This window comes from Acidimangrovimonas pyrenivorans, assembly GCF_042643245.1.
GTDB classification, from domain to species: Bacteria; Pseudomonadota; Alphaproteobacteria; order Rhodobacterales; family Rhodobacteraceae; genus Acidimangrovimonas; species Acidimangrovimonas pyrenivorans.
The window spans coordinates 222,625-249,102 of the sequence record NZ_JBHRSK010000002.1 but is presented as its reverse complement, the minus strand read 5'-3'; the positions used below and the strand labels follow the sequence as shown (position 1 = coordinate 249,102).

The 26,478-nt window shown below is 57.3% G+C and carries 24 protein-coding genes and 1 tRNA gene; 13 read left to right on the top strand and 12 right to left on the bottom strand.

From position 1 onward, the window contains the following. Positions 1–175 precede the first annotated feature (175 nt). Together ACFOES_RS02090 and ACFOES_RS02085 are read left to right on the top strand one after the other, a co-directional pair. Positions 176–1,372 carry a hypothetical protein gene (locus ACFOES_RS02090; protein WP_377831496.1) on the top strand — a complete coding sequence of 399 codons (1,197 nt, stop codon included), beginning with the start codon at positions 176–178 and terminating at the stop codon, positions 1,370–1,372. 460 nt (positions 1,373–1,832) lie between these two features. Next, positions 1,833–1,907 (top strand) — tRNA-Phe (locus ACFOES_RS02085). A 134-nt stretch (positions 1,908–2,041) separates the two neighbouring features. Here ACFOES_RS02085 and ACFOES_RS02080 read toward each other — a convergent pair. The 3 genes from ACFOES_RS02080 to ACFOES_RS02070 all read right to left on the bottom strand — a co-directional run bounded on the left by ACFOES_RS02080 (position 2,042) and on the right by ACFOES_RS02070 (position 4,643). After that, a complete protein-coding gene (locus tag ACFOES_RS02080; RefSeq protein ID WP_377831495.1) occupies positions 2,042–3,193 on the bottom strand; it encodes a PIN domain-containing protein in 1,152 nt (383 codons plus the stop codon). 112 nt (positions 3,194–3,305) lie between these two features. Then, positions 3,306–4,382 (bottom strand): tyrosine-type recombinase/integrase, encoded by a 1,077-nt coding sequence (locus tag ACFOES_RS02075; protein ID WP_377831494.1) that lies wholly within the window; start codon positions 4,380–4,382, stop codon positions 3,306–3,308. A gap of 21 nt (positions 4,383–4,403) precedes the next feature. Next, a complete protein-coding gene (locus tag ACFOES_RS02070) occupies positions 4,404–4,643 on the bottom strand; it encodes a helix-turn-helix transcriptional regulator (protein ID WP_377831493.1) in 240 nt (79 codons plus the stop codon). A 596-nt stretch (positions 4,644–5,239) separates the two neighbouring features. On the opposite strand from ACFOES_RS02070, the gene ACFOES_RS02065 reads away from it, so the two are divergent. The 4 genes from ACFOES_RS02065 to ACFOES_RS02050 all read left to right on the top strand — a co-directional run bounded on the left by ACFOES_RS02065 (position 5,240) and on the right by ACFOES_RS02050 (position 8,690). Continuing rightward, positions 5,240–5,524 carry a hypothetical protein gene (locus ACFOES_RS02065; RefSeq protein WP_377831492.1) on the top strand — a complete coding sequence of 95 codons (285 nt, stop codon included), beginning with the start codon at positions 5,240–5,242 and terminating at the stop codon, positions 5,522–5,524. A 71-nt stretch (positions 5,525–5,595) separates the two neighbouring features. Beyond that, positions 5,596–5,775, top strand: coding sequence for a hypothetical protein (locus ACFOES_RS02060; RefSeq protein ID WP_377831491.1), 180 nt, complete (start codon positions 5,596–5,598; stop codon positions 5,773–5,775). Positions 5,776–5,834: 59 nt separating this feature from the next. After that, entirely contained in the window at positions 5,835–7,019 is a 1,185-nt protein-coding gene (locus ACFOES_RS02055) for a tyrosine-type recombinase/integrase (RefSeq protein ID WP_377831490.1), read from the top strand. Between the two features lie 747 nt (positions 7,020–7,766). Then, the gene (locus ACFOES_RS02050) at positions 7,767–8,690 is read left to right on the top strand and encodes an ArdC family protein (RefSeq protein WP_377831489.1); all 924 of its coding nucleotides are present in this window, start codon (positions 7,767–7,769) and stop codon (positions 8,688–8,690) included. 39 nt (positions 8,691–8,729) lie between these two features. On the opposite strand, the gene ACFOES_RS02045 is transcribed toward ACFOES_RS02050, so the two are convergent. The 5 genes from ACFOES_RS02045 to ACFOES_RS02025 all read right to left on the bottom strand — a co-directional run bounded on the left by ACFOES_RS02045 (position 8,730) and on the right by ACFOES_RS02025 (position 12,292). Continuing rightward, the gene (locus ACFOES_RS02045) at positions 8,730–9,191 is read right to left on the bottom strand and encodes a hypothetical protein (protein ID WP_377831488.1); all 462 of its coding nucleotides are present in this window, start codon (positions 9,189–9,191) and stop codon (positions 8,730–8,732) included. 65 nt (positions 9,192–9,256) lie between these two features. Next, complete coding sequence (locus ACFOES_RS02040) at positions 9,257–9,508, bottom strand: hypothetical protein (protein WP_377831487.1); 252 nt, start codon at positions 9,506–9,508, stop codon at positions 9,257–9,259. A gap of 6 nt (positions 9,509–9,514) precedes the next feature. Further along, entirely contained in the window at positions 9,515–10,084 is a 570-nt protein-coding gene (locus ACFOES_RS02035; protein WP_377831486.1) for a hypothetical protein, read from the bottom strand. A 13-nt stretch (positions 10,085–10,097) separates the two neighbouring features. After that, positions 10,098–10,664 carry a hypothetical protein gene (locus ACFOES_RS02030; protein ID WP_377831485.1) on the bottom strand — a complete coding sequence of 189 codons (567 nt, stop codon included), beginning with the start codon at positions 10,662–10,664 and terminating at the stop codon, positions 10,098–10,100. Continuing rightward, the gene (locus ACFOES_RS02025) at positions 10,661–12,292 is read right to left on the bottom strand and encodes a type IV secretory system conjugative DNA transfer family protein (RefSeq protein WP_377831484.1); all 1,632 of its coding nucleotides are present in this window, start codon (positions 12,290–12,292) and stop codon (positions 10,661–10,663) included. The genes ACFOES_RS02030 and ACFOES_RS02025 overlap by 4 nt, the downstream gene beginning before the upstream one ends. Positions 12,293–12,930: 638 nt before the next feature. Here ACFOES_RS02025 and ACFOES_RS02020 point away from each other — a divergent pair. From ACFOES_RS02020 to ACFOES_RS01990, 7 genes are all read left to right on the top strand, one after another. Beyond that, positions 12,931–13,167 (top strand): hypothetical protein, encoded by a 237-nt coding sequence (locus tag ACFOES_RS02020; RefSeq protein WP_377831483.1) that lies wholly within the window; start codon positions 12,931–12,933, stop codon positions 13,165–13,167. Positions 13,168–13,171: 4 nt separating this feature from the next. Beyond that, positions 13,172–13,531, top strand: coding sequence for a DUF2958 domain-containing protein (locus ACFOES_RS02015; RefSeq protein ID WP_377831482.1), 360 nt, complete (start codon positions 13,172–13,174; stop codon positions 13,529–13,531). Beyond that, on the top strand, positions 13,528–13,761 hold the full coding sequence (locus ACFOES_RS02010; protein ID WP_377831481.1) for a hypothetical protein: 234 nt from the start codon (positions 13,528–13,530) through the stop codon (positions 13,759–13,761). Before ACFOES_RS02015 ends, ACFOES_RS02010 begins: the two co-directional genes overlap by 4 nt. Continuing rightward, positions 13,758–14,057 carry a hypothetical protein gene (locus ACFOES_RS02005; RefSeq protein ID WP_377831480.1) on the top strand — a complete coding sequence of 100 codons (300 nt, stop codon included), beginning with the start codon at positions 13,758–13,760 and terminating at the stop codon, positions 14,055–14,057. The genes ACFOES_RS02010 and ACFOES_RS02005 overlap by 4 nt, the downstream gene beginning before the upstream one ends. Positions 14,058–14,141: 84 nt before the next feature. After that, positions 14,142–14,957 (top strand): hypothetical protein, encoded by an 816-nt coding sequence (locus ACFOES_RS02000; RefSeq protein WP_377831479.1) that lies wholly within the window; start codon positions 14,142–14,144, stop codon positions 14,955–14,957. A 658-nt stretch (positions 14,958–15,615) separates the two neighbouring features. Further along, positions 15,616–15,969, top strand: coding sequence for a plasmid mobilization protein (locus ACFOES_RS01995; RefSeq protein ID WP_377831478.1), 354 nt, complete (start codon positions 15,616–15,618; stop codon positions 15,967–15,969). Between the two features lie 9 nt (positions 15,970–15,978). Next, positions 15,979–17,547, top strand: coding sequence for a relaxase/mobilization nuclease domain-containing protein (locus ACFOES_RS01990; protein ID WP_377831477.1), 1,569 nt, complete (start codon positions 15,979–15,981; stop codon positions 17,545–17,547). Positions 17,548–17,551: 4 nt separating this feature from the next. On the opposite strand, the gene ACFOES_RS01985 is transcribed toward ACFOES_RS01990, so the two are convergent. From ACFOES_RS01985 to ACFOES_RS01970, 4 genes are all read right to left on the bottom strand, one after another. Further along, positions 17,552–18,874 carry a type II toxin-antitoxin system HipA family toxin gene (locus ACFOES_RS01985; RefSeq protein WP_377831476.1) on the bottom strand — a complete coding sequence of 441 codons (1,323 nt, stop codon included), beginning with the start codon at positions 18,872–18,874 and terminating at the stop codon, positions 17,552–17,554. Then, entirely contained in the window at positions 18,864–19,196 is a 333-nt protein-coding gene (locus ACFOES_RS01980) for a helix-turn-helix transcriptional regulator (RefSeq protein WP_377831475.1), read from the bottom strand. Before ACFOES_RS01980 ends, ACFOES_RS01985 begins: the two co-directional genes overlap by 11 nt. Before the next feature lie 380 nt (positions 19,197–19,576). Then, positions 19,577–22,717 (bottom strand): sacsin N-terminal ATP-binding-like domain-containing protein, encoded by a 3,141-nt coding sequence (locus ACFOES_RS01975; protein ID WP_377831474.1) that lies wholly within the window; start codon positions 22,715–22,717, stop codon positions 19,577–19,579. Further along, positions 22,717–26,259 carry a DEAD/DEAH box helicase gene (locus ACFOES_RS01970; protein WP_377831473.1) on the bottom strand — a complete coding sequence of 1,181 codons (3,543 nt, stop codon included), beginning with the start codon at positions 26,257–26,259 and terminating at the stop codon, positions 22,717–22,719. Before ACFOES_RS01970 ends, ACFOES_RS01975 begins: the two co-directional genes overlap by 1 nt. Positions 26,260–26,478: the final 219 nt, after the last annotated feature.

The following is a 26,478-nucleotide window of genomic DNA, read 5'->3' as shown; positions in this document are numbered from 1 at the left end:
AACCGCGATCCGGCCGAGGCATTGCCCCCGGGCCATGACACGGGCCCCAACAGCAAGAAGCGCAGCCGTGGGAATGGGCACGACATCTGGTCCTGCACCTTTGAGACCCGTGCCTGATCGACAAAAGGGTTGATGCAGAGGGTTACGATCACGCAAACTCACATTTGAGTGATACTTGACGGTGGGGGCTGTTGCGGTGTCGATTTTATTCAAGGCCTTTGTTGCTGTTGCGCTGATTGCATTGAGTGGCTGTTATCCGGGGGCGACGACCAAGGAGGCTGTCGACGCCAAACAGGCGCATCCGAAATTGTCTTCCGACTGGCTCTATTTGCGGCTGGTCAGGCCGTCGAAAGCGCCTGTCGGGCTGGAGGACACCGAGCGCCGCATCGAGGAGGCGGTCGTGCGCGTCCGGCAACGCGGCGATCGCTATGAGATGGAGTTGCCGGCCAAGACCGAGAGCGGGCGCGGTATCGTCCCGATCACGTTCTACAACCTGTCGGAGGGGTCCAAGTTTCACGTCATGGCGTGGGATATCGAGACGCGTGACGGGAAATTCACAAATCTCGAGTTCATGAAGATTGTCGGTCGCACCGTCGAACTCATACCGGTGGACAGGACGTTTCTGAAAGAGTGGAAGCCCGCCACCTTCAATCAGAGGGTGGCGAAACGTCTCCTCCTCTCTCTCGAAAGCGATGGCGCGAATCCGCTGGTGAGAAACAGGACGGACCTCGAAGCGGCAATGGTCGCGGCCGAAGGCATCCCCGAGGACTGGCGCACGATCTACATCCTCCAGAAGGAGCGCCCGCAACCCTACTATGCCCCCAAGCCGAAACCGCAGCCGAAATCTGTCTCGAACGACAGCTGGAAGATGGGGACCGCGACCGACCCGATCACCAAGAAGGTCACGCGATACGCGAACCTGAAACCGATCAAGACGGAGCCGAACACGAACATGATGTTCCAGTTCCGCTGCGACGGCAAGCGGCTGCAGGTTCTGGCCTGGAACAACGACATCCCCTTCCGCAACGAGACGCCGACGACGAAAGTCCAGCTCGGATTGCTGGAAATGAGGGTCGACGACAGGACGTCCTACAAGCTTGTCTGGGCATCGGGCGGAACCAATGGCCAGCTCCTGTTCGACCTGAACGCGACCGGCGGCCTGCTCGTCTTCGCGACGCTTGGTAATCCGCGGGTCGGAGATGCGGACGTGAAATGGAACGCGATCTGGTTTCTGAACACCGTTGCGCATGCCCGATCCGTGCTGGTCCGGACAACCGACATCCGGGGGCGGGACTATCTCGCGACATTTGCGCCCAACATTTCGATCCGGCGGCTTGCAGATCATTTGCCCGCCTGCGTGAAGATCAAATAGGCGCGCGCCGTGGCCGCCTTTATGGTGTGGAGCCGGCGGCGTCGCAGGGAGGAGCAGAGGCGCCGCAGCCAGATGCGAGGGCGACCCCGCCGGCCCGGACGCCCTTGGCGGGGCCTCCGACGCGCGTGCGAACGGCTCTAGAAGCGGCATCCCGGCCAGCTCGGCCGGGATCGGCAACGCGACGCCGTCGGCGCCACCGGCCGCCGGCAGGCGCAGACCGCGGAGGCCGGGCCGGCGATCCGGCGCGGCCGAGGTGGCGATCGGCGTGGCAAATTGGGTGTGGTTTTCTAAGTCACTGATCGGGAGAGAGAATTTTTTTTCAGGCCGGCTTGACACTATCTCCTAACAACGCAATAAAGCGCGCAGTTATCTCCGGCCTTCTGGAAGGGGAAACTGGCGCGACGAAGCAGCGATGCCCCACCTCTTGCTCGCCGCGCAGGTCATTGAACGCAATGGCAAAGCCCGGGTAGCTCAGGGGTAGAGCAGTGGATTGAAAATCCTCGTGTCGGTGGTTCGATTCCGCCCCCGGGCACCATAACTTCAGATTATTTAAATGTTTTCAGTGGCTTAGCTGATGGATTTGTCCCACCGTTTTGGCGCCTTGGGAAAAGTGGGACTTTTCTGTTCTTGGTTCGTGCGTATGCCCCACAGCAGAATGGTCTGCGCCCGTTAGTACTTCTCGTGTGTGGGATCCTCGTTCGGGAAGGGTTCTACGTAGCCGAAGTTGACCTCCAGACGGTCCTTCACTACCGCGACTGATATCGGTTCCGGCTCAGGATCAAGGTCGCGGGACACTGTCACAACAAGCTTGAAGGTATGCTTAGACTCGATTTCTGCATACTCGGTGCTGAGAGTAACATAGTCCTTGTCGATGCTGTCGTAGGCGTAGAAGGTGAAGCCTGCCTCGAACAGTACGTCGGCTTCCACGCTCACCGTGAACGACACCTCTTCATCGTTGGCGTCGGTGATAATCGGATTGGAGAGCGAGTCGAAGCCTACCGTTTGTAGCGAAGCTGATGTCGGTTCGGCCTCATAATCTAGGCCTGAGTGCGTTTCTGGCTCGAAATCGAAGTCGTCAAGCCGGGCTTGGATCGAAAGCTCTATATCGTTAATCAGTTCCTCAGCAACGCCGTTCTTGAGCATTTCCACGACGTTGTCAGCAATGTTTCTACCAGTGTCGTGAAAATACGACAGCGCGACATCCAAGTCTTTTACGCATAGAAGCCAATCCGATTGCTCTGCGAACGCGTGCCAGCCTTTGTCCGCCGAAACGCAAAGTAGATACTGCCTTCTTTGTGAGAACGTTTGGTCCAAGCTCACGAGCGCAAACGCGTCAGGAAACTCAGATTTCTTTTCCTTCTTGTTTTCGAATGGGGTCCCGCCGGCAAAGTAGCGCTGCATAACCGCCTCGGTGATCGCCGTGTTCGCTGTCGAGAGGACTATCTCGCCCTCCACGTTATCCACGTACGCTTTGACGCACGTGGCAGAAAACTCGCTTGGGTCCCGGTCATTCTGAAGGGCTTGAGCAATCTCGGCATCTACTGGTGCGGTCTTCCAGGCCTTGGAGAACTTTTTGATTGCTTGCTTCAGCGCACCCTGAGTTTCTATTGCTTTCTCAGAGATGTGAGACGTGACTTCCGCAATAATGACATCCGAGAACACGACGGAGACATTTCCTGCCTTGAACTGCGTCAGGCTCCCAAGCAGAGGAAAGTCGAGATTGCAGCCATACCGGTCAAAAATCGATGTATCCAAGGTCACGGCTGTCAAGCTGCCGTCTGCAATTCGAGCTTTTATTTCTTCTTCGTTCAGTGTTGGCATTAGCGCATCCTTTGATACAGCCTAGCCTATCGTAGACCGAATGAAAATTCATAAATGTCATGTATTTACCTGTACTAACGCCGGTGACGAAGCGCGGTGAAATGTTGGCCTTTTAGGCCTTATCGCGGGAAAGATGCTTTATCCCCGACGCCGCAAGGACCTTCTGGCGGGCCGCGCGGGTGTAACGCGACGCTTCCTTCATCGTGCTCCAGCCAAAGATCGCCATGAGCTGCCGCTCAGTAGCTCCATTCTCAGCGGCCAACGCAGCACCAGCCTTGCGGAGGCCATGTGCTGAGCAGTGGTTCAGACCGGCTGCATCACACTGCTTGCGGAACCAGTTGCCAAAGCCATTTGACGTGAAGGGTTTGCCAAATGCGGTGACGAGGAAAGCCAAGTTGCCCGTCGGCGTGGCATCGAGCACGGTCTGAAGTTCCGACAAAACGGGGATAGAAAGCGTGACCGGCTTGCGGCTGCGGTTCTTCTGCTGCGTGAGCGTCAACCAGCCTTCCTTCACGTGTTGCGGCCCAAGCCGCACCACGTCAGAGCGGCGCTGCCCCGTGTAGAGTAGCAGGGCTAGTGCCAGCCGAGCCTTGGAGCCAATTTCGTGGTGTTTCTCGAACTGCGCCACTTCTTCCATCGTCCAGGAATGGAAGCCTTCGCTCGCCGAGCGGATGTAGGGGACATCCCGCGCGGGGTTGCGGGTGGCGAGTTCGTACTCGACAGCAAAGCCGAAAATTTGCCGTAGGGCTTTCACGATGCCGTTGGCCGCTTCAGGCGTCGCAGCTTTGTCGTCCCGCATCTTGCGGACGTGACGTGGTTCCAAGAGGGCGTAGGGCTTGTTGCCGTCCTTCTCGCACACACCATCAAGGATACGGCGGCGGACATACTGCGTGCGAGACGCGAGGCGTTTGTACTCAGCCGAGGCGTAGTACTGCTCACAAAGCCATTTGAACGTGCCCTTGTTGCCGCGCCGATTGAGTGCGGGTGCCTGCGGTTTGTCCGGCGTGCCGTGCAGAGCCGCGCGATACTCATCCAGAAATTCTTGCGTGCCGGGCTCGCTCTTGAGGCGCACCTTGGAATGGCCTGGCTTGCGTAGATAAACCCGCACATTGCCGTGGCGGTCGGTATCCTCGACCACGTATTTCAGGCGGAAACTGCCTGTCCCATCACGCATTCTGAATGTCGGCATCGCTCTATGCCCTCTACAGCATCAATCATCCCATGGATTGTTTTCGACGGTATCCCCATCAGGAATCAGCTCGAACGCCTGGTCAACCCTTTTCCTGTCCCAGACTGTCCTGCTGTTAATCCGCTTAGGCGCGGGCATGCGGCCCTCTTTGACGAGCATGTCGAACAAAGATGGCGACACGCCAATGTAGGCAGCCGCTTCCACGCGCGACAGCCCTCGCGGTGCCAGGGAGGTTGGCAGGATATCTCTGGATTTCGTCATCTTGCCCCCAGACATAGGGGCTATCCTGCGATTGCTGATGGACACAGGTTGGACATGGAACCTGACCGACCGGAACCGATCAGGTGATGAGGTTAGCGGCGAAGTGCCGTGCGGGTGCAGATTGCGCGACGCAGATTCTGAAGGTTCTGTGCTGCTGCGAAGTGATCGGGTGATCCGATCTCACAGTGATCCAGTTCTTCCTGAACTTGGCGGAACAGGACGCGTAGCTCCGGAAGGCTCCGTGTGGCCAATGCTGCTTGTGTGAAAATGTCCTTCATAACGGCGAACTCCTTGTTTCGTTCTGAGCCCCGACCATCGAGGCCTCTCGCCGTCCCCCCGCCATCATCCTCGGCAGTAGGAGGCCTCAGGAGCGGGGATCGGGAGAAACGGAAGGAAAGTTCGTCAGAAGGAGTGGAACACAGCACATGGCACACAGGTGCCGACAGGCTCGTGGGTAGTGATGCAAGTTCTCGGAAGAGCGCTCTGGGAGCGGATTTCGCAGGTGCAGCATAGGTAAAATGCCAGACATTCTTAAGGAAGCGTTAATTCCCGCAATGGCAAAATGGTTAATATAGACCAAAGGTCAGGAGATTAGCATGGCCAAAAAGACACCGAACAAAGGGCCCCCCGGCCTCACCGTCGATTACTCGAAGATGGGCACGATGACGATCGACGAGTTTAAGCAGGCACTATGGGCAGATTTGGAGGTCTTGAAAGAGCATCATTCGGTGAAATACATCAGTGCCCCAAAATTGAAGTTATTGATTACCGACGAGTTCGGAGAGGCGCATACGCTTCGGGGGCGCGGAAGCGGGAAGCCAATCTACCGCCTGCACACATGCCATTATCGGCCCGCATGCATGGATTACGATTTTAGTTGAATAGTTTAGGAGGAGTTATGAAACCGCCATGTTACATTGGATTGCAGGAAGCCCGCGAAGTGCTCGCGGAGATGGGAATTGACCTGAACACGCGGCAAATCAAGAGAGCCGCTGATCCTGATGCGCATGGCCGCCGCAAGCTACCATTCTTTGTCGATCCCATTGATGGGCGTCTCAAGATCGAGAAGGGATCACTTGTGGGTATCTATCGAAAAGCGCAAATCGAGGCGGAAAATAACGTTCGGACGTGATACTTTTGATCCCTATTTGAACCAATTTGAACCATTAACAAGTACAGCAATTTAGCGTCATGGCAGATATCAGAAAGCGAGAAACCCCCGCAGGAACAACGTTTCAGGTCCGATACCCGAGCAAGTCAACGAAGTCCGGCTACAGCTACAAGACGTTTCACACGATGAAGGCTGCGCGCGCCTTCATCGAGAGCGGTGAGACGCAGAATGCGTCGCAGTCGATGCATCCGGAGATCAATACCGTCGCCAAAGCGACGGACTGGTGGCTGCGCATATGTGAAAAAGAGGGTCTGAATGGGCGGGAGCCGGTAACACTCTGCACATTGAAGAACTACATATATCGGGCGAGTTTCATTATTGAATACGATTGGCCGACGCCCTTGAGCGCGCTGACGCCACCGGACATCGTGGCATTCCGTTCCTGGCTGTTGCGCAGCGACCTAAGCCGAGGGAATGCCTCACGGATACTCTCGGTGCTGCATTCTGTCATGAAAGAGATGACGATCCGTGGCGTGATACCCCACAACATCGCTTCCGGCATCAGTATTCGGACAGAGTCCCGCTACGATGAGCCTGTAACGATCCCCGGCAAGAAAGACATCATGGCGCTTCTGCGGGCCGCAGATTCCCTCGCGAACTCGAAAAACAAGCAGATTGCGGCCACCTGGCAGCGCTACAGGCCGATCTTGTATCTAGCTGTGGATTCAGGGATGCGGCCGCAGGAGTACTTGGCTCTGAGTTGCAAGAACATCACGGACAAGGGCGTGCTCGTGAATCGGGCCATCGACGGAACAGGCACACGGATATCCGTCACCAAGACGAAGGCGGGCAGGCGCTTTGTCGATTTGTCGCCCGATACGATCGACATGGTTCGCCACTATGCGGACAATCACGCCGTCAAGAATGACTATGACCTCGTATTCCCTGCAAAGAACGGCCGCTGGATGGATCGCAAGAACTGGCAGCGTCGCGGCTTCAACATTGCTTGTATCGAGGCCGGACTTTTCGAGCTAGAAGTCGTCAAGGGCAAGAAGGTTAAGAAGCCTCTCTACAGGCCATATGACCTACGGCATTTCTTCGCTTCGATGCTGATCGAGCGACAGGTCAATCTCAAGAAAATCCAGACTTTAATGGGGCATAACAGCATAGAAACAACGCTGAATGTGTACGGACATTTGCTCAAAGATGCCGATGATGATAAGATAACAAACATCGGTATGCTGGGCGGATTGCTAATCGACTAAAAAGTTGTGGCGCGGCTGTGGCCTGTAATCCTTATCTGCCGCGACTTTCAGAGATTTTAGTGCTATGGGGTGCAAGGGGTCGGAGGTTCGAATCCTCTCGTTCCGACCACTTTAAAATCAATAACTTAGCGAAATATTCTGTAAAGAAACGCCCCATTTTCTCGAATTCTGCCACAAATTAGCGATCCGCTGTAACTCGCAGAAATCCGCCATTCTCTTCTCCAGTGTTTTTCGATTTGTGGCGCGGTTGTGGCGCAGGCCACATCGATCTTTCTCGTGCCAGTACGATGCCGAGTTCGCCAGTCTCGCTTTTGCCTTGGATGTGCGGAGCCAGCGTGGGGGCCATCTCTCCCCGAGCGTGCGGTCAATCGTGATGCCTGTGGCGGCCGGTTTGTTCGGTCGTGCACGTTGGAGGCCACCGGGACACGCCGTTTAAGCGGGATAATCTCCTCTGCGTGATGGCTTTCTCGGGCGGTCTTGTTGCGATGTCTGTGGTGCTGATTTTTCGGCTCAAAGGTCTCGTGCCACATCACGCCACACTTCCGTAAAGGCATTCCTCAATCTCTGACGCATTCCTTGGCCGGGCGCACCGTCCGGTCAACGGCCTGCCCGCACCATCCGTCTCCACCTTCGGCTTCACCGGACCGTGTTGGCCGTACACGCGCCTATGGCGCGCTGACCAGCCGGCTCATTCGCCCGTCCTTCTGTGCCGCGTCTTGAGGAAACGCCAAACGGAAGGAGATCGACATGAAACGCAAGACCGAAAACGCCCGCGAAGACATCTACACCCGCATCACCAACCAAATCGTCACCGCCCTGGAGCAAGGCATCAAACCCTGGACGCAACCCTGGAACGCCGCGCACGCCGCCGGTCCCGTTTCCCGGCCCCTGCGGCACAACGGCCAGCCCTACAGCGGCATCAACGTTCTGACGCTCTGGGCTTCGTCGATGGAACGCCACTTCGCAGCGCCGATCTGGATGACTTTCAAGCAAGCCCGCGAACTCGGTGGCAACGTTCGGAAAGGAGAGAAAGGTTCGCCCGTCGTCTATGCAAACACGCTCACGCGCACGGAAATCGATGACAAAACCGGCGAAGAGGTCGATCAGAAGATCCCCTTCATGAAGGGCTACACCGTCTTCAATATCGAGCAAATCGAGGGGCTTCCTGCGCACTACTACGCGCCCGCCAAGTCACAGCTCAATCCCGATCAGCGGATCGAAGCCGCGGAGGCATTCTTCACCGATACCGGCGCCGACCTTCGCCACGGCGGTAACAGTGCCTTCTACTGCCCGCCGGAGGATTACGTGCAGATGCCCGTCTTCGAGAGCTTCCGCGATGCCGAAAGCTATTACGCAACCCTCGCGCATGAATGCACGCACTGGACGCGTCACAAGAGCCGTCTCGATCGAGACTTCGGACGCGAGAAGTTCGGCGATGCCGGATATGCCCGCGAAGAACTCGTGGCTGAGCTTGGCGCCGCGTTCCTCTGCGCCGATCTCGGGATCACGCTCGAAGATCGCGAGGACCACGCGGCCTATATCGGCAGCTGGCTCAAAGTTCTGAAGGACGACAAACGCGCCATCTTCGCCGCAGCGGCGCATGCGCAGCGCGCCGCGGACTATCTCCACGGCTTGCAGCCGATGATCGACGAAGACGAGGCCGCCGCATAGGCGGCCTCTATCGTTCCTGCGGCTTTGCGGATGACGGTTCTACCGTTCATCCGCAAACTGCGTGATCCCGTGAGTGTTGAATTCATGCTTGGCGTAGATCGCCGTCGCATGGCGATAGGGGACGTCCATGAATGTCTTGGCGAAGCTCTGGAAGAACCCTTCATCGGATATGCCGGTTTGGAACGGGATATCGCGACCGAAGCTCTTGCGAGGAGGCATGATGGCGCGCGCCTTTTCGATGAGTTCGGTCGTACGCTCGTCGAACAGCGAGGGTTCGACGAGGTCTTCCAGTACGAAATATGCCATGTAGGCGGTCTGGAGTGTGGGCACCATCTCGCGCGGGATTCCGAACACGAGCAATTCGGCTTCGCTCGTCTGGTCCAGCGCGTTGGACGCGCTGATCCGATCGGGCGTGTCGATAATGTAGTCATCGTTTTTCGCGTAGCTTTCGGCCTCCTGGGCCAGCAACTCACGCAATTCCTGCATCTCATCTTCAGTCATCGTCTGTCTCCTTGGACCCGAGGGTCTCTTTAGATTCTACCATTCTCAAGCTGTTTCCTGCCAATTCAGCCCCCTTGGGCGGTCTTGGGACGCCCCCGTTTGCGCTTCTGGTGATCGATCGCGACATCGAGCCCGTGCTCTTTGGCGAGCGCCTTGATCTTGGCGATGGCATCCCTTTTGCGGTCGTTTTCGCGCGCGTCGAGCAGGGCTTTCGCCTCGCTGATGATCTTGCGCAATTCCTCGTCCGAGGCCGCTTTCAGTGGCGAAAGGTGCGATGAGCGTTCGGCGCTCTGTGGCATTGGTTCGGTCATGGTCATTCCTCGCTATTTTCGGCCGCGAGCGTCGGTGATGCGTAGGGCAATGCGCTGATCCGTCAGCAGGCGGCGCGGCTTCTTGTTGTTGGGCAGTTGCAGTGCGGTCGGTTTGGGCGGCTTGATCATATCAACCCGCTTCAATTCGCCGGTGATCCCTTCGTTTCCGCAGGACAGTCCGCACCGGAAATAGAACCCGTTGCTGAGCTGTTGCGAGCGGCCGCTACACACGAAGCTCTTACAGCGTCCGCAGCGGACCCAGTGGAAAGCGCTGCCGCTCTTGCAGTGCGGACAGCCAAGGCTCTCCAGCTTGATGTCGTCGATCGGGACATCGAGCTTGGTCGGGATAGACGACGGCCCGCCTGTGCCGCCGTTTTGCGGCCTGAGATATTCCTTGAAGCGGAAGATCGTGTCATCGCCGCCGCGTTTGCGTTCGAAGACGGCCTCGAAGGGTTTGTCCGTGACCGCGCAGCGGCCTTTCAGGATCGTGCGTTCGACGCGGCGGTCATCATGGGCGGCGAGCCGTCCCTTGGCTCTGGCAAGCAGGCCGCCGCCGCTCGGTTTGAGTTCATGTCCTTTCATGGTCTTCTCCTTCTTAGCTCCAGTTGAAATGCTGACGGATCGCGTCGCGCGCCTGGTTGATCCGCACGGCTTCTTCGGTGCTTCCCGTGAGGTCCGGGTGTGCGGCCTTGATGGCCGTCCGATAGGCTCGCTTGAGGGCCTCGGGCGTCAGCTCGTCCCGTGTCAGGCCGAGGACCGCGAGCGCCCAACCGATCTTGTCGACCGGCTTGGGTGTTGGTCTCGGGCCAGGCTCTGGTTCCGGATCAGGATCGTATTCGGCGTCGAAATCCGGCTCGGGGTCTTCGAACTCCGGTTCGGGCGGTGTTCGCCTGAAGGCTTCGAGGATGACGAAGCCGAGCAGGAGAGCGAGGCGTCCGAGACTTGGCATGAACCGGCGATTACCGCGCCATGCGTAGCGCAGCAGCGTGCGCAGCAGGCTCAGCAGAAACCCGAGCGCGAGGACGATCCCGGCGAGCAGGTAGAAGATCAGCGTGAGGATCGCCTCTACTCCGGCCGGATTGATGAACCAGAAGAGGAGGAGCAAGAAATAGCCACTTGCGAACATCTGGTAGATGCTGGGATCTGAAACATCAGGTGTCATAGCGTCCCCGTAACGTCGAAATAGATGGTGAAACCGGCCACGGTGATGGCGATGAGATAGAGCTTGAGGGCGGTCGGATGGGGCGCTGTGGCCCATGCGATCGCGTAGAACAGATCGCCGATCGCCTTCTTGAACGGCGCGCTGAAATTCCGTGGTGTCCGCTTCTCGATGTACGGATTCGGGTTGAACCGCCCCCGAAATTCCGGGCGCTCCCAGTAGGGCGTCTTGATGAGCCGCATCGGCCGATCACTGCCCGAGAAAACGATCTGTGAGCTGCTATCGAGGTACAGAATCTCGTCCACGGTCATCAGCGAGCGTTTGGCCTCGGAGGTGTTCTCCTTGCCCTCGTGGTTCACCGATATCGTGTGCGTCGTATGCTCGCCGAGCAGGTGGTGGGCGTATTGCGCCGTCTGGAGATCGGCTGCGCCGAGAAACTGCCGAAGGCCACAATTGGCGATGAAGGTGTCCCATTCCTGGCCATAGAGCGCTTTAACCTGCCCGATGTTCTGGAAGATCGGCCAAAGCACGACGCGGTACTTGCGCAGCGTCGCCAGCCAGTTCGGAAAACGCGTGATCTTCTGAAGCGAAGCCGCTTCATCGATGATGAACAGCACCTTGCCACGCGGGAGCGGGGCGCGCTGCATCGTCCAGATCGCGCAGCCAAGAGCGAGGCGTGTGATGGCAGCATGCGTCTCGCTATATTCAAGCGGCAGCACTACCGAGATCAGGCAGCCGTTGACCTTGTTGCCGTGGCGATCGATCCCCTTCAGGGCCCCGAAATCCACGTCGCTGCGCTTGAGGTTTTCGCGCACGAGCGGATCGGCCAGCCAGCGCAAATCTTGCTGCACTGTGGACATGATGGCCGAGAATTCTTCCGGAGCCTGAACCTCGCGGCGTTCCATCGCGGAGGCTTCGATCGCGACCAGCCCTTCGGCCGCCGTGCATTTCTGCATGTCCTTGAGGAGCTTTTTCCAGTCACGGGCCGGCAGGTTGCACAGCCGATATAGTGTGCCGAGGTGTCGGTCCTTCTCGGGCAGGCGCACCATGATGTAGATGATGACGGCCTGCTTCCAGCCTTGGGCGGAATCTTTGAAGAATTGGCTCGATCCGCCTTCCTTGCCGCTGCGCGGCGTCAGAAGGTCGGCGAGCAACTCGGCATGGGCCGCGAATTGCGGGTCTCTCGGGTCGAGGATATCGAGCGGGTTGAAGCCGTGCCGAGGAAGGTTCCAAGGTTCTCCGTCATGCATGCTGAACGGATTGATGATCCCGAGAACATCACCTTTCGCACGGCGATCTTTGATGACGATCGCCGTGTTCTCGCCCCCAGGGCAGAAGAGGAAGACATATGGGCTGTCGAGCAGGTTCGGCAAAATAGCACTTGTGCCTTTGCCGCTGCCAGACGGGCCAAGCGTGATCGCGTGTGTGTCTTCGTAGTGCACGGGCAAGAGGCCGGCCCAATCACCGACCAATATACCCTTGCCCTTGAAGTAGCCCTTGCGAAGAGCGGCGCCGATATCGAGCCACGTTGCCGAGCCATAGGTGGTCGGTTCGCCTTCGCTGCCCGTCAGGAACAGCAAGACGAAGATGACGACGATCACCCCGATCGCGATGAAACTTGGCAGGCCCATGCCGCACTCCGTTCAAGATCGTTCTCTTGAATTGTGACTTGGGTGCAGGGCTCGGGATTGCGACGACACGCATTGGACACGGAAGCCCGAGGGCGCGCCCGTGCCGGACCGGGCTCTAGGCGCAGCTGCGCCCCAAGCCATCTTGTCTTGGCCAAAGAGGTGACGATCCCTCGCGCTTGACTTGTTCAACACATGCTGCGGCGGGCTTCACGTGCCCATTGGCGGCATTGAGCGCGGGCGAGAACGACCGAGTTTGGTCCCGTCGGGTTTGCAGGCGCTATGCCTTCGCCTTCATGATTTCCGAGGTCTTGGAAACGGCCTGCGCGGGTTCGGGTTCGGTCTCTGACCGTGCTGGACGAATTGCGTATGCAAGACGCTGCACGCCGATCGATCGCGGTGCATGCGTTGGTCTTCGTCTCCCCTGATTTCAGCAAGGGCAACCCACATCGCCAGACCATGCACGAAGCTGGCGCATGACGCGGGGCTCGGCGCTGCAACTTGCTTTGTCGGCTCCCCCGCTGCCGTCGCGATGCTCCGTTGCGGTCCCCCCAACAATGCGTTGCAGCCGCCCCGACGCATACGCCGGACGCGTCGGCATCGGCTGGCATGGGGCCAGCCCGCAAGAAAAGGAGACTAAAATGACTAACGCCACGCAAAACAATCCGGCCGAAAAGAGCAACGGCTCGCGCCCGAAATTCCGTGCCTGGCTCGTACAGGATACGCCGGAAGGTGAACCGCACTGGACCGAGCTTTCCGGCCTCTGGCCGACGAAATCCGGCAAAGGCTTCAAAGGCGCGCTGCGCACACCGCTCGCCGCCACTGAAGGCCGGCTCGTGATCCTGCCCGCTACGTTCAATCCGCACAAGGAGGGCTGATCCGATGAAGCTGATCCTTGCAGACCAATATGAACAACTAATCGCGCAGGGCCGCTCCACCGCGGCGGCCCTCGCCGAAGGCCAGGAGCCGCCCGAGCACAAACCGGTCGTCAAACTGTTCACACCCGATGCGAACTGTACCTGGCTCATATCGGAACTCGATCCCGATGATCCCGATATCGCCTTCGGTCTTTGCGACATCGGGTTCGGATGCGCCGAACTCGGCACCGTCCGGATTTCCGAAATCGAGAGCATCCGTGGCGCCCTTGGGCTTCCCGCCGAACGCGACAGGCATTTCTGCCCCGAACGCAGTCTAGGCGAATATGCCGAGATCGCCCACAAACACGGGAGGATCGTCGCATGAGCTACGAAGTACAGCACTACAACTTCCGTGACGGCTGGACGAATACCTGGCTGAGGCACATTCCCGGCAGAGCCGTGGGTCGCGAAATCTTCGCGACCCGAGCCGAGGCCGAAGGCGAACTGGACAGCTTCTTCGAAGAAATAGCGTTCCAGATCGCGGACGGCGAACGCCACCCCGATGATGGCTATCACCGCGACGAGTACCGCGTCGCGAAGGTAGGTGAGCGATGACCCGCGCGATCGAAACATATGAGATCGAGTGGCAGGGCATCGCCATCGAGATCAACTGGGAAGCCAAGTGGCACAATTCGGATATCTATCCGATCGCCCACATCCAGCTTCGCGCCGAGGGGCGCCAACCGTTGCCGATGACCGAAACAGGCTATCGATCCCACTTCGTACAGCGAGAGCAGGTCGAGGCCTACGGCACTCCGGTCGAATACGTCACCGCCTGGCTCGAAGAGGCGGCGCTATCGCCCGCGTGGCCGCGCTACGTCGAAGAGAGCAAGCAGATGAGCTTGTTCTGATAGCACTTGGCGTCGCGCCCTTGGCTCAGGGGGGCGGCGCATCTAGTCTGCCAGCATACCTAATAAGAAGATTGCGGAACGGTCATGCGAAAAATCCCTGTCATTGATGATGATGAACGCGACCGTATCCGCGACCGTCTGAAAGACTACCAGGAACGCCACGGTATCGGGGCGCCGCGTTTGCAGGAGCGGATGAGCTACGCGCTGGACCGAACCGATCAGTCCTATATCGATGTGCGCTCACTTCAGCGGTTTCTGCGCAACGAAGTCCGCACTGAGGATGAAAAAGTCCTGCGCTACCGCAAGTTTCTGAGTGTCGAGGCGCGTGGCGAGAACGAACCGGATTTCGTCACGCTCGTGCGCACAATGATCGAACGCTCAGCGCAATCAGGTGCGCCGTTTTTTCATACGCCTGAGTTTGAGGCCAACCGGTTGCCGGAAGCCGACAACGAAATCGCGCCATATCAAGGTCGGTACAGCGTTTGGAGCCAAAGTTATTGCCGCGATCGCGACGCCGACAATCTCCAGTCGGAAAACCACATCTTCTTCATTCTGCTCCCCTCAAGCTATGGTCCATACCTGAAAGTTCACGGTCAAATCGTCGGGGTGGACGAGGAGAGTCTTTCTGAAAGCGCGTCTTGGGAAAACCTGAAAATATCGAAGCCCTACAATCAGTCCTTGATGATGCTGATCGCGCCGAAGGCCTTCTTGTTCGTGACCTTCGAGAGCGGGCGCGCGTCCTTCGCCATCCTGCATGATGTGACAGAAACACGTGGCAACGGGCGCACCACGCTCGAAGGCCCGATGATTGAAGAAGAGAACGTCATCGGTGGTGATCCCGTCAGCTTCCTTCGCCTAACGAGGGTCGAGGGGCCAGTGAGCGCTGACGACCGTCCCTAATGCTCTGGCATGACCGGCTTCAGGAGGAGGGCTCGTAATGATCCGCCACAATCTGCGCCGACCTGTTCTGGCCCTCGGCTGAGAACGGGAGGCGCCGAAAATGCGTGCGTGTCCAATCCTTGTCGCGCCAGAAAAATTCAGGTAAAAGTGAAAGAAAATCAAAAGGATCGCTTGCTGGCTGCGGGATACAGAGCAGGCGTTAACAATATCCTAAACTTGTAGCCGTATCCTGAACCCATAGGTCGTTAGCAGGGAGTACAAGATGTGCGCGGGGTCCCCGCGCCATCTTGGGAAGGGGGCTCAAGTGCCGCCCCCGTTCCATCCCCGGCTTGTGCGGAAAGCACCTTGGAGACCGATTCTCGGCCCCCGGTGTTTCCGCAGGCAGCATTTCGTTGCTGCACCACGACCAAAGAGCCTTCGAGCCCTTTGGAAACCTGATCAGGAGATTTCGATCTCCTGAACCAACGACCAGACTTGGGAGATTTGCCTCTCCCATCTGGACTGAACCCGTGCACCAGCGTTTCGGCGCTGGACGACGACCAAATGGAGACCTTGGCTCTCCCCTTGGAACCCCATCAACCAGGGCTTTCGCACCCTGGACGACGAGCACGGAAACGGCCGTGCAGCCGGTGTGAGGAGGGTGAAAGGAAGCAAGACGATGGCCCGCAGCGGCAGCGAAAACAGGCAGCGCCAGATTACGCTCAAGGCGCGTTTCAACGAGCAGGAAGCTGCGCTCGTGAAAGCTCAGGCTGACGCCGCCGGTGTGCCTGTTGCCGGTCTAATCCGCTATGCATTGCTCGATCAAACGCCCCTACGATCGACCCGTACGCCGCCCATCGATCGCGAATTCGCCGCCCGCATTCTCGCCGTGCTCGGACCGCTGGCCTATTCGCTCAAGGAGGCGCGGGCGCAGGGCAATCACGAGCATCTGTCAGAACTCATCATTGCCGCGCAGCGTGACCTCGCAGAAATGCGAACCGTGCTCCTTTTGGCGCTCGGGCGCGAGCCTTGAGGTGTCGCCATGATCCTCAAGGGAAATGCCCGCGCCGGAGGCTCCGATCTCGCCACACACCTGCTCAATGCCTACGACAATGAGGAGGTCGAGATTGCAGAACTCCGCGGAACAATTGCGGATGATCTGCACGGCGCCTTTGCGGAATTCGAGGCCATCGCGTCCGGCACAAAAGCCCGAAATGCGCTTTACAGCCTGTCCGTCAATCCGAGCGAGGAACTGTCGCGGGAGCAGTATTTCGAGGCCATCGAAGCCATCGAAAACAGGCTCGGATTGAACGAACAGCCGCGGGCCATCGTCTTCCACATCAAGGACGGCCGCGAGCATGCGCACGTCGTCTGGTCGCGCATCGACGCCCTTGATCTCAAGGCCATCCACATGGCCCATGATCGCCGCAAGCTCTGCGACATGGCGGTGCAGCTTGCCGAGCAATACGGACACGAGCTGCCCGAGGGTCTCAAGGCATGGAAACAGCGAGAGCAGTTCAAGAAAGAAAAGCTCGAAGCAAGCCTCGCCGAACGCGCCCAGCAAAAGAAAACCGGCATCACGCCCGAGCAGCGCCGTGCCGAGGTGACGCAGGCCTACAACGCCGCCGACAACGCCGGTGCGTTCCGCAACGCGCTCGAAGAGAAGGGCTACATCCTCGCCAACGGCGACCGTCGGCCGTATGTCCTCGTCGATCAGTTTGGCGACGTGCACAGCCTCTCGCGTTACGTCAAGGGTGTGAAATACAGAGACATGATCGAGCGGCTTGGCGCTCTCGATCCGGCCAAGTTGCCGTCCGTCGAACTGGCCAAAGAGCAGGCGAGAGAGCGCCTGAAGGCTGCCGAGGAGCGCGCGCGGGAACAGCAGGATCGCGATCATGATCGTGATGAAGATGAGCAGCATCAGCGTGATGATCGCGACGAGAAGATCAAGCGCGTCATGGCCGAAAAATGGAAGGCGATGGAGCGCGCCCAGGCGGCGCGACGCCAAAAGCTCGCACAGACCGAACAGGCCATGCTTCTCGCCCAGCAGCAAGAGCGGCTCGTCCTTCACGCCGCTCAGCATGAAGAGGCGTCCGGTAGGCTGTTCCGGATGCGTTCAAAGGTTGCCGACCTGATATCGGGAACGCCCGCGCTGCAATCAGTTCTCGGCCATATTGCCGAGCGGACCGGACTTGATCCCCGCGAGCGGCATCGCTTGGAGAACGAAGCGCTGGAGCGCCGCCACGAACGTGAAAAGATCGCGCTCGAAGGGCAGAGAAAAGCGCTCGACAAGATCGATTTGCGCGAACGCGCGTCGCTTGAGCGTGACCTCAAGCGCGAGGCACTCAAGAACCGCGCGAAACAGGAGGCGAAGCGGGGCGCCAAAGAAGAGACCGAGCGCGTTCAGCGTACCGATCCGCGGCTTTCCCGAGAGGGTGCGCTTGGTGATGAGTTCAACGAAGCCGCGCAAGCCGATCATCATGGTGAGCATGATGATGGTGACGGTGATGACGGTGACGATCTTCGCAACAAATGGGATCGGCATGCAGACAATGCCGGTGAGAGGCGCCGGCGCGGTCGCGGCTACAAGATGAGCCGTGACGGGGACTAGGTTCTTATACCGTAATCTGCGCGCGCGCCTGGTCAAATCTCTCGATCAACGCTTCGTGCTCAGCGCCGAGGCCGTCGGTGCAGTACGGGTTCAAGAACTGCCGGCCGCCGAACAGGTTCTTGTCAGTTTCGGTTAGCTTGGCATGGTCGCACATGGCGTCCCACTCACCAGCGATCGTTGCGATCTGTTGTTCGATGATGGTCTTGGCGTCGTTCTCCGCGAGTAGGAAGTCGGGGGCGGCCGCGAGGCAACTGCGGAGCGTGCTCATGCGGTTCCCGCCCTTGATGAGCATGGCCTGTGTCGCCTCGTTGCCGGTTCTGCCTTGTGGGCAGATGTCATAGGCCGGGGTGAGGGTCAGCATCTTGCCGTCCCAGAAGGCGGCGTGGTTGCGGGCATGGTCGTCCGTGTTGCCGCAAAGGATGTTGAATACGATCCGGCCGTAGAGTTCTCTGAGCGTTTCCTTCGGGTTGGTGAAGCGATGGCGGATGATCTCGGCGAGCTCTTCGTATGAGGCGTAGCGTGCCATCATTTCATCCAAGCCGAGCATCGTCAAAGCTGAAACCATAGCGTTACGTTGCCAGCCACCGTTTGCTTTGATCCGGTCGAAGCGTTCGATCAGCAGCACGTCCTTGCCCGCCGCCGCGATCATCGAGACGGGTGCAACATTGAGGCCGCAGGCAGCGGCCAGCTTCATGGCAATAAATTCAGCCTTCACGACACTGTAGAGGTCCGTGCTCGACGAAAACTTTGCGATCAGCTTGGTGTCGCCATTGTCGATCAAAGCCTTGGGGCGGGCGCCGCCGATCGACGTGCCGTGGTTCAATGCCTGGTCGAGCGCCGGTGTCAGCGGGACGCCTTTTTCGATACGTTCAGCGGCTTCGAGCAGTTCCTCATACGAGGCCTCTGCCTTGAGGCGCGGGACGTACTCCGTGGCGGATTCCTGAAAGTCGAGCGCGCCGATCCGGTCCGAGCCCGATTCAAGCAAGTAGGTGAGTTCGGTGATGTCGCGGGCTTCGGCCTCGGCGGCCTTGGCGCCCACCAAACGGTTGATGATGACTCTGCGGCCCCAGGCGTCAGGCGAGCCGTCCCGAATGCAACTGGCCATGGACAGGCCGGCGGCCGGTTCGATCAGGCCGCGGCGGAGCGGGAGCTCGGGCTCGTAGATCGGGATCGCGTCCCCACGGCTCAGGTAGCTGGCGCCGTAATTGAAGGAGAAAGGGCCTTCGCCATCGCTCTGGGTGATGCGGCCGGCAACGACAGGCTCCGTCTCCCCCGGAAGCCAAATCCAGACATAGGCCTCTTTGTGCTGCGTGAGCTTAGAAGTCATCATCGACCTCCTGTCGGGAGGATCGAACGCTCTTCGGCAGCAATGTCAGTTTTTCATCGAGGCGGGCGTTGTGCATGGCCAGCGTCCGGTCGTCGAATTCGAACAAGCGGACACCCACTAGTGCGGCGACCTCAAAGACCGTGCCGATCTCGGGGCCGGGTGCGCCCTTCTCGATGTTGTAGAGCGTCGTGCGGCTGATACCGGCGCGATCGGCAAGGTCCTGGGCCGTCATGCCACGCTCAGAGCGACCAACGCGGATCAGCTTGCCGAGGATCGACAAGGCTTGTCGCGTAACCTTTGAGTAGCTTCTCTTGCGCTTCATAGAAACCTGCCCCTGTGCGGTTTAATGGACGCGAGAGGGGTTCGCGTCCAACTTATTAAACATCATACACTGAATAGAGCTTTCCTGTCAAATTCATGTCCAGTTAGATGAACGTAAGCGCTTCTCATGTTCGCTTTATTGAACATTGAGGGGGAGATTCTGTAGAAATCTGGCAGATGGTCCACCAAGGATGAACGAAATCAGAGATTCTTAAAGAGGGCGGAAGCTGTGAGTTCTGGAGCCCACCAGCAAAGCAGGGCGGGGATGGGTGCCCTGCCTCGTCCTCGCCGCCGCCACCCCCGCTCAGGGTGAGGGGTGACGGACGGCTCCGGCGAAGCAGGGCGATTGATGCCCTCGAATGATGCCAAACCTCCGGGTCTCTAGCCGGAGGAAGCTCTGACGTTTTCGCCCTCATCCTCGGCATGGATCGCGCTCTTCAGGTCGGCAAGATGCGTCTTTGTAAAGTAAATGGTGCAGTCTGCTTGCGCTAGAATGACCTCCAATCGCGCATCATCGAGATCAAGAAGCATCGCTTTCATGATGTCTTTCGAGCCGTTCGCGTGCCGGAACATGGCTGCGTGGTTCGGGCACAGTGCAAGGTAGTTCTGATGGTGTCGCTTCTTGAGTTCTTTCTCCTGCAAAAACTCAACCGCCTCGAAGTAGGGTGACCCGTCATCCAGAACGAAAGGCATCGGTTTCTCGCACACCTGGCAGAACAGACCCTCATCACCTGTGTACTGGTGCTGAAGGTATTGCTTCGCCTCTTCCTTCACGGCGCCCTGACCGATCGAGATGCTTCTGGAACGTTTCTCTGTTTCCCGGCCTTGGGCGTCTTTCGCGATTTCTCGAACTCGTGCATCACGCCGCTCAGGGTTGCTCGGCTCGTTCTCGGGCAGATCGGGCACAGTCTTTCGTCTGCGCATTTCCTCGCGTATTTCCAGTCGCTCACTTTCCGAGAGCTCAGACAGCTCGGAAAGCCATTCGAGATCGTCAGGGTTTTCGAATCCCAGTTCTGCGGCAGCGGCCTGTCTTCTCGTCTTTCGAGCTTGGGCGGCGGCTGCCTGCGCGCGCGCCTCTTCACTTTCCCTTGCGACGTCGCCACCAAAATCGATCGCCTTTATCCAAGGCGAGCCGGCATCGAAGCTAAACCCTTCCGGGAGCAGCCCGGCCCTGGCTGCGGATGGTTTTACAAAGGTATCACCCTGCGGAACCCAGGCAGTATCTCGTAGCTGGTGAACGAGTTGAGACTTTGCGTAGCGGCTACCACCGGACACATTGCGTCTAAAACGCGCTTCCAGATGCCTTTCTCCGAGCTGGCACATCGAGTTCCAGATTAGTCGCGATACCCTGATTGATTTCTTTGAAATTAGTCTTTCGAAACCGATCATGACATAGTCGTCATTGATGGGCGAAGTGTTGCGCTCGCCAGCGACTCTGCAGAGGTAGCTCCAGTCTGGATTGTTTGTGCACGACGATTTTTTGACCGGGATGGCCGTTCTTGCTCCAAGTGATTTTGCGAGGCCAGCAATCTTTGGCGTGTCGATCGGAAGATTCTGGTATAGGGAGTGGAGCTGAACCGTCTTGCTCGAAAGGCCCAAAGCTTCGTAGTACTCAGACAATCCCGTGTCCAAGTATGGGCTATCAAGATTGATATCTCCTGGCTTGTGCCACTGCATATCATCTCCAAGAAATATTCGATGTTCTTGAAGCATTAATCTTGCCGACGGCTCTTTTTCCAAAAGCTTCATGAACCGACGGAGATGCGCGGCATGCTCCTTTTCTTTGAGCACATGCTCGGTTGAAGCATATTCTTTTTCGAGCAATGCCTCGACGAGTTCGCGCTCTCCAATTTCCGAGACCCCAATTTCGCTCAGGAACACTCTTGTAAATTTCTTGCGTTTCTGACTGGTCCCGCCCTCAAGCAATTCACGATCGACGCAAGGCACAATCTTGCTGTAGCGATTGTGGTCATCCGGGAAGTAGCACTCCTTGGGGATTCCTAGCGAACCATCCATCAGTCGGACGATTTTTGCATCACTTAGCTGATCTAGTTCATCCTTTGTTTCAGGTTCGCTTGCCAGAAGAGCGTAGAGCTGTTGCATCCATTCGACCGGCTTTTTCGAGAGCCACTTCAAGAAGTCTTCATCTGGTGGGCTCCAAGTGTAGCTCGCATCTAACTTGTCCGCGAGCACTTCGAGGAAGTCATCGACATCCCATTCATTGATATCGAGGCCGCTCATGAACCTTTCGACGTTTGTGCCCTGCAAAGCACGACTTGCGGCCCATTGCGGTGCAACGGACTTATAGTCCACCAAAAACTCGATATCTTCTTGCGCTAGCAGCTCTTTTAGTGATGCCTTCGCCTGCAATAGATGTTTTGCTGGCGCATGACCCTTGCGGAAAGTTGGGGTCAAGGGTTCGTCGTTGAATGCTTCTGTGATTTTCTCGCGAATAGTCTTGTACTGCTTGCCAAGGTCATCACTGTTATTTGGCAAGACACCCAGAAAATCAGGCGTCAGCAAACCCATTTCTTTGATGCCACGCATGGCTGCCACACTCATGGAGGCGAGCTGTTTGAAAAGCGGCTCATTGGCCGGGAGGTCGCGCTTGATGCTCGCTCGGCTAAGCTCCGGCACAAAAGGAGCATGCAAATGGAAGCGCAGATTGGATTTCTCCTTTTCTGCGGGAAAGAAGACTGCGACCTGCCCATTGACCGGAACGATCTTGAACTGCTTCGAAAGCGGTGTGCCTGACTGATACGTCTCTTCTTCCTTGCTGGGCTCCAGGCTGAAAGCGACGGATACCTTTTGTCTCTCCAATCCTTCGGCAGTCTCCGAAAATCGAAGAAAGTGAGATGTTGCTGTTGTCGATCCACCGCTTTCTTTCAGAACTTCGATGTGTTCGTCAGAGTGTTCGATGCGTAAGATCGATCCTGCCTGTCCATCATCTATCCTCCAGTTGATCGCATGAATATTTGATAGGAAGAGCAAGGTCGTTTCTGCAAGATCACGAAGGCCAGCGCGCACTTCCCCAAAGGCAGTATCTTTCGGCTTTTTGGGGTTGTTGAACGGAAACCAGAAGCGGGTAACTGCGCGATCGCCGCCGTCATCATCGATACGCTCTGGCATGACGAGACGTGAGATGCGGAAGGCAAAGTCTCCTGATCGAATTTCCGGAGCGAGGGTGTAGACGAATACCGACTTAAACCCGACGCCGAATTTTCCTATTTCGTCAGAGGACTTCTCCTTGGTGCTGTTATGGATGCCGGTGATTGACCTGACATCTCTCTCGGTGAACAGGCGCTTGCCGTTGTGCTCGAACAAGCAACCGTCTTCACTGAGGGAAAAAGACACCTCGGTTGCTTCCGCGTCTTCGGCATTTTGCAGCAACTCGAATACGAAATGAGCTTGGTCAGGGTAGAAGTCCTCGAAGATGTCGAGATTGATGTCACCTTCGTTGGCATCGAGCCCTTCAAGAAACTTTCGCCGCTGTTCGGAGAGTTTGGTTAGAAAATCGGTCATTATTCACCGCTCCGGACAGAGATGGTACCGAGCATGATCGGGGCGGCTCTAATGTCACCGGTGTTGCCCGCGTCACGTAGCTCACTCACGCGACGTTCGAAGTCAGCGTTGGCCCGTGCTAGCTCGGCTTCCTTCATCTTTCGAATTCGATCATTGGTCGATTTGGATATCTGATCGTCCAAGGTACGCACGCGAGCTCGATGGCTTACAGTCAAGCTCTGCACCCGATGCTCAGCAAGCTTCTGGTTTTCTGCGATATGATTGGCTTGCGCTGCCGACCATTTCGTGTGGTGAAGATTGTCGAGATCATCGAAGTCTTGCGCAGACTGCGAGACGGAAAGGATTGGTTCCACGGCTCTATGCAGCACTTGAAGTAGTGCGCCTTCGACCTCTGGGTCGGTGGCGACCGCAACAAGACGCTCGTCAGGTTTGATGCCATGCATAGTCCATCGATACAGCGCAAATTTGTGCTGACCTGGCGGCAATCCATCTGTCACTTCTAGGGAGCAGTACATCGCTTCATCCATTTCTAGGAAGCGGGCTGCCTGCCGCACCAGAGGATGCAAGACTGTTAGGTGAACAGCTGACGGGTTTTCGGCCGCAGAGTCCTGGTCGAAGGTCACCGTGAGACTTGGACTGCCGCCCTTCAGCCATTTCTCCCAACTTCTGGAGAGGGTGTCATTGCTACGTTTGAACTTCCTGAAATCTGCCAACAGCGCATTCCGCACCTCTTGGCTCACCCTCAAGGTCCTTAGCGGTTTGTCGCCTGACAGAGGATCAACGTCCGAGCCCGTCTTTGACTGAATGTATCTGGATACGCATCTCTTGATCGACGCCGGCGACAGCCATTCGCTCTCAGCGTCTTCAATATCCTCGCGCCAAGATTGCTTCGGGACATTCAGACCGAAGAGTTCGGATTCCTTCTCTTCCAGGTCTTGCTCCTCCCGGATGCGACGAATGCCGTTGTCTGCTAGTTGCTGGAGCTTCTTCTCCCTTTCGTCTTCCGTCAGAACGAAACTCTCCGCGATGTCATGGATTTCCTGAGTGATCTCGCCAAGAATTTCTTCACTGCCGCCCACGGCGTGGTGGAACACGCCGATCCGCCAGAGGCATCGCTGGTAGATATCGGCGTCAACCGTTCCAGGCGTTACGAGGTTGACGACGCTAACAGCTTCACTTTTCTGTCCGTATCGATCAATACGTCCGATCCGCTGTTCGATCCGCATCGGATTCCAAGGAAGATCATAGTTCACGAGGAAGTCGCAGAACTGGAAGTCGAGGCCCTCACATCCGACTTCGGATGAGAGGAGTACATCCAGAGCATCTTCGTGGTCCTTCGGAAGCGCAAACCGCCGTCTCAAATCTGCGCGCTCTTCATCAGGAACATCCCCGTGAACAAGGCCGAAACGAAGGCCCGCCGCCTCAGTGTGTTTGGCGAGATAGGCAAGCGTGTGTCTGAAGGTGCTGAAGACGAGTGCCTTGTTGTTCTCCAAGCCAGCCTTGTCCTTCAGAGCTCCAATGAAGGCTTCCACCTTTGCATCTTCCGGATTGAGGTTTTCGGCCTTGTGGAGGAGCTCTTCTATCTCGGTCCGAACCTCGTCGACAAAGGAGAGGTCGACGTCATCGTCGATGTCATTGCTCTCAATCACTTCAAGCTGATCGAGCTTTCGGGTCAGGATATCGGAAAGAAGGGGCGCCAAACCGAACAGGCAGCTTGCGGCTTGCCTCCGGATTGTCGTCATCATGAACTTGACGTTCTGCTGGCCATGACAGCGCGCGAGGATTTTGGCGATGATGCTCAGCAGAGTATCGTGGAGTTCTCGCTGCTCATCGTTGAATTCAACTGTCAGCGTTTGCGGTTTGCGCGTCGTAAATTCCCCGATGTCACGGCGGCGCGTCCGGTTGATGATTGAGCTGAACGTGTAGAGTTCTTCGAGCGTTCGCGTCATCAGCACGCGCTCAGCATCGGGAATATCCGCTTCCTGAAGCTTGTCGAAGGCATCCTGGAAGTTCGCTTCCTCGCGCAAGAAGAGTCGACCCCACTCAGTTTGTGCGGCTTCCCGCAGCTGGTCCGAGGCTTCCTTCTGCCAACCGGTGGACTTTTCACGGCAAAGTCGTATCGCCTCATTGATGAACCGGTTCGGCTCGGCCATCTGCTCGAAACTGGCTTCGTCGATCACTAGGTCCGGACGAACGACGTTGAGCAAGGTAAATAGGTCAGAGCTACCGAGCTGGACGGGTGTTGCCGTCATCAGCAAGACAGCTTTGGCGTTGTCGCAGAAGTACCTAACGCCTTGGTGCAGGAAGGTGTCCGAGTTACGGATATGGTGAGCCTCATCGACAATCACCAAATCAAAGGCGGGAGCTGGGTCAAGCGCCAGCAAACCACGATCCTTCTTCTGCTTTCGCCCGCCCTGGCCAAAGATCAAATCGGAATCGAACAACGAGAACGGTAGGATCGCCTTGCCGTATTTCTCCGGCCATTCGCCTTCTAGGTCTGTTTCTTGGAGGCAGTGGCGCAGAAGCTTACCGTCAAGGTGGGTGAAGTCCTCGTCGAAGCGCTTCATCTCGGTCTGCCACTTCCGTTCGGCGACGAGTGCCTTCGGACAGATCACCAGGATGGATGAGATGTCCGTCCGTGCGCCGAGCTCTTTGATGACAAGGCCCGCCTCGATTGTCTTACCGACGCCGACTTCGTCTGCGATCAGCAGCCGAGGGCGGTCCGACCTGATGAGCTTCAAAACTGGACGGTATTGATATGGCACAAAGTTCACGCGCCCAGAGCGCAACGAGAAAAGGTTCGCCGTAGAAGGGGAGAGGAGGTGCTGTGCTGTCAGACGTGCTTTGAATTCTTCGATCGAGATTTCGGGCTTCTCGTCGTCGTCGCCACCTAAGGCTTGGAGCTGGCTTTCGTAGTAGGTGGCTTTCGCGCCATCTTGAAAGACGCGGTATCGTATTTCAGGTCCGCCAAACACGACCTCCAGGACAGGCACCATGACGCTGTTGTCAGAACGCAGTGTTACAACTTCACCCACATTGAAAAGATGGGCTGGTTTCTCCGCCGCAGAATCTGGAGGTGTTGTGGGCTCTTCAGGCACCTTCGCGGGCCCGTTGGTTGTCGGCCCTTTCGACATCGAAGCCAGAGCCGCGTTCTTCATCGCGTTCGCAGCTTCGATCGAAGCTTTGCTCCCATTTATCATTGATAGCAGTCGCTCAAGCGTGTCTGCGTCCCGGTAGACCTCACTGGGAGGGGCTTCTTCCGCCGAAGCGTGCGCCCACTTGTTCCGGACAGTCTGCAGTTCCTTCACCCAATTCCTACCCTCACGTGGGAACTTCAGCTTGTTTGAAAGCTCATACCAGTTCTGATCCAGGACTCTGAGAAGGGCGGCAAGGTCCAGCTCGCGTAGTGAGGAGAGCCTTTTTTCTTCGATAATTCTCTGCTGTTGAAAACTCAGTCTTTCAACAACGTTCTTCTCCCACCAATCATCCGAGAGTTCCGGTAGCTCCTGCTGTAGGAAGCCGGCCAAATCGGACGATGCCATTCTCAATTCACTATACATTCAGGTATCTCAATTCTCAAAATTCGCAAAACTTACTTTTTTTATCAGATTTATCCTATGTTTCGCGAATCTTTTCATTTTTTTCCTCCTTGCCGACCGACTGGGCTCCGCATCATGCTTAGCAGATATCGCCCATCGGTGGTAGTTTCGGGCAGGCATCGCAGCTCATGGCCACCTATGAAGTGTGCCAGAGATGTCCTC

What these genes read in the sequence shown, in the direction of transcription:
- ACFOES_RS01970 (WP_377831473.1), bottom strand. Translation starts at nt 26,259, where the DNA reads ATGGCATCGTCCGATTTGGCCGGCTTCCTACAGCAGGAGCTACCGGAA.
- ACFOES_RS02070 (WP_377831493.1), bottom strand. Translation starts at nt 4,643, where the DNA reads ATGACGAAATCCAGAGATATCCTGCCAACCTCCCTGGCACCGCGAGGG.
- ACFOES_RS02030 (WP_377831485.1), bottom strand. Translation starts at nt 10,664, where the DNA reads ATGACACCTGATGTTTCAGATCCCAGCATCTACCAGATGTTCGCAAGT.
- ACFOES_RS02075 (WP_377831494.1), bottom strand. Translation starts at nt 4,382, where the DNA reads ATGCCGACATTCAGAATGCGTGATGGGACAGGCAGTTTCCGCCTGAAA.
- ACFOES_RS01985 (WP_377831476.1), bottom strand. Translation starts at nt 18,874, where the DNA reads ATGACTTCTAAGCTCACGCAGCACAAAGAGGCCTATGTCTGGATTTGG.
- ACFOES_RS01990 (WP_377831477.1), top strand. Translation starts at nt 15,979, where the DNA reads ATGATCCTCAAGGGAAATGCCCGCGCCGGAGGCTCCGATCTCGCCACA.
- ACFOES_RS02010 (WP_377831481.1), top strand. Translation starts at nt 13,528, where the DNA reads ATGAGCTACGAAGTACAGCACTACAACTTCCGTGACGGCTGGACGAAT.
- ACFOES_RS02020 (WP_377831483.1), top strand. Translation starts at nt 12,931, where the DNA reads ATGACTAACGCCACGCAAAACAATCCGGCCGAAAAGAGCAACGGCTCG.
- ACFOES_RS02065 (WP_377831492.1), top strand. Translation starts at nt 5,240, where the DNA reads ATGGCCAAAAAGACACCGAACAAAGGGCCCCCCGGCCTCACCGTCGAT.
- ACFOES_RS02005 (WP_377831480.1), top strand. Translation starts at nt 13,758, where the DNA reads ATGACCCGCGCGATCGAAACATATGAGATCGAGTGGCAGGGCATCGCC.
- ACFOES_RS02015 (WP_377831482.1), top strand. Translation starts at nt 13,172, where the DNA reads ATGAAGCTGATCCTTGCAGACCAATATGAACAACTAATCGCGCAGGGC.
- ACFOES_RS02040 (WP_377831487.1), bottom strand. Translation starts at nt 9,508, where the DNA reads ATGACCATGACCGAACCAATGCCACAGAGCGCCGAACGCTCATCGCAC.
- ACFOES_RS02080 (WP_377831495.1), bottom strand. Translation starts at nt 3,193, where the DNA reads ATGCCAACACTGAACGAAGAAGAAATAAAAGCTCGAATTGCAGACGGC.
- ACFOES_RS01980 (WP_377831475.1), bottom strand. Translation starts at nt 19,196, where the DNA reads ATGAAGCGCAAGAGAAGCTACTCAAAGGTTACGCGACAAGCCTTGTCG.
- ACFOES_RS02045 (WP_377831488.1), bottom strand. Translation starts at nt 9,191, where the DNA reads ATGACTGAAGATGAGATGCAGGAATTGCGTGAGTTGCTGGCCCAGGAG.
- ACFOES_RS02050 (WP_377831489.1), top strand. Translation starts at nt 7,767, where the DNA reads ATGAAACGCAAGACCGAAAACGCCCGCGAAGACATCTACACCCGCATC.
- ACFOES_RS01975 (WP_377831474.1), bottom strand. Translation starts at nt 22,717, where the DNA reads ATGACCGATTTTCTAACCAAACTCTCCGAACAGCGGCGAAAGTTTCTT.
- ACFOES_RS02055 (WP_377831490.1), top strand. Translation starts at nt 5,835, where the DNA reads ATGGCAGATATCAGAAAGCGAGAAACCCCCGCAGGAACAACGTTTCAG.
- ACFOES_RS02025 (WP_377831484.1), bottom strand. Translation starts at nt 12,292, where the DNA reads ATGGGCCTGCCAAGTTTCATCGCGATCGGGGTGATCGTCGTCATCTTC.
- ACFOES_RS01995 (WP_377831478.1), top strand. Translation starts at nt 15,616, where the DNA reads ATGGCCCGCAGCGGCAGCGAAAACAGGCAGCGCCAGATTACGCTCAAG.
- ACFOES_RS02060 (WP_377831491.1), top strand. Translation starts at nt 5,596, where the DNA reads ATGGGAATTGACCTGAACACGCGGCAAATCAAGAGAGCCGCTGATCCT.
- ACFOES_RS02000 (WP_377831479.1), top strand. Translation starts at nt 14,142, where the DNA reads ATGCGAAAAATCCCTGTCATTGATGATGATGAACGCGACCGTATCCGC.
- ACFOES_RS02035 (WP_377831486.1), bottom strand. Translation starts at nt 10,084, where the DNA reads ATGAAAGGACATGAACTCAAACCGAGCGGCGGCGGCCTGCTTGCCAGA.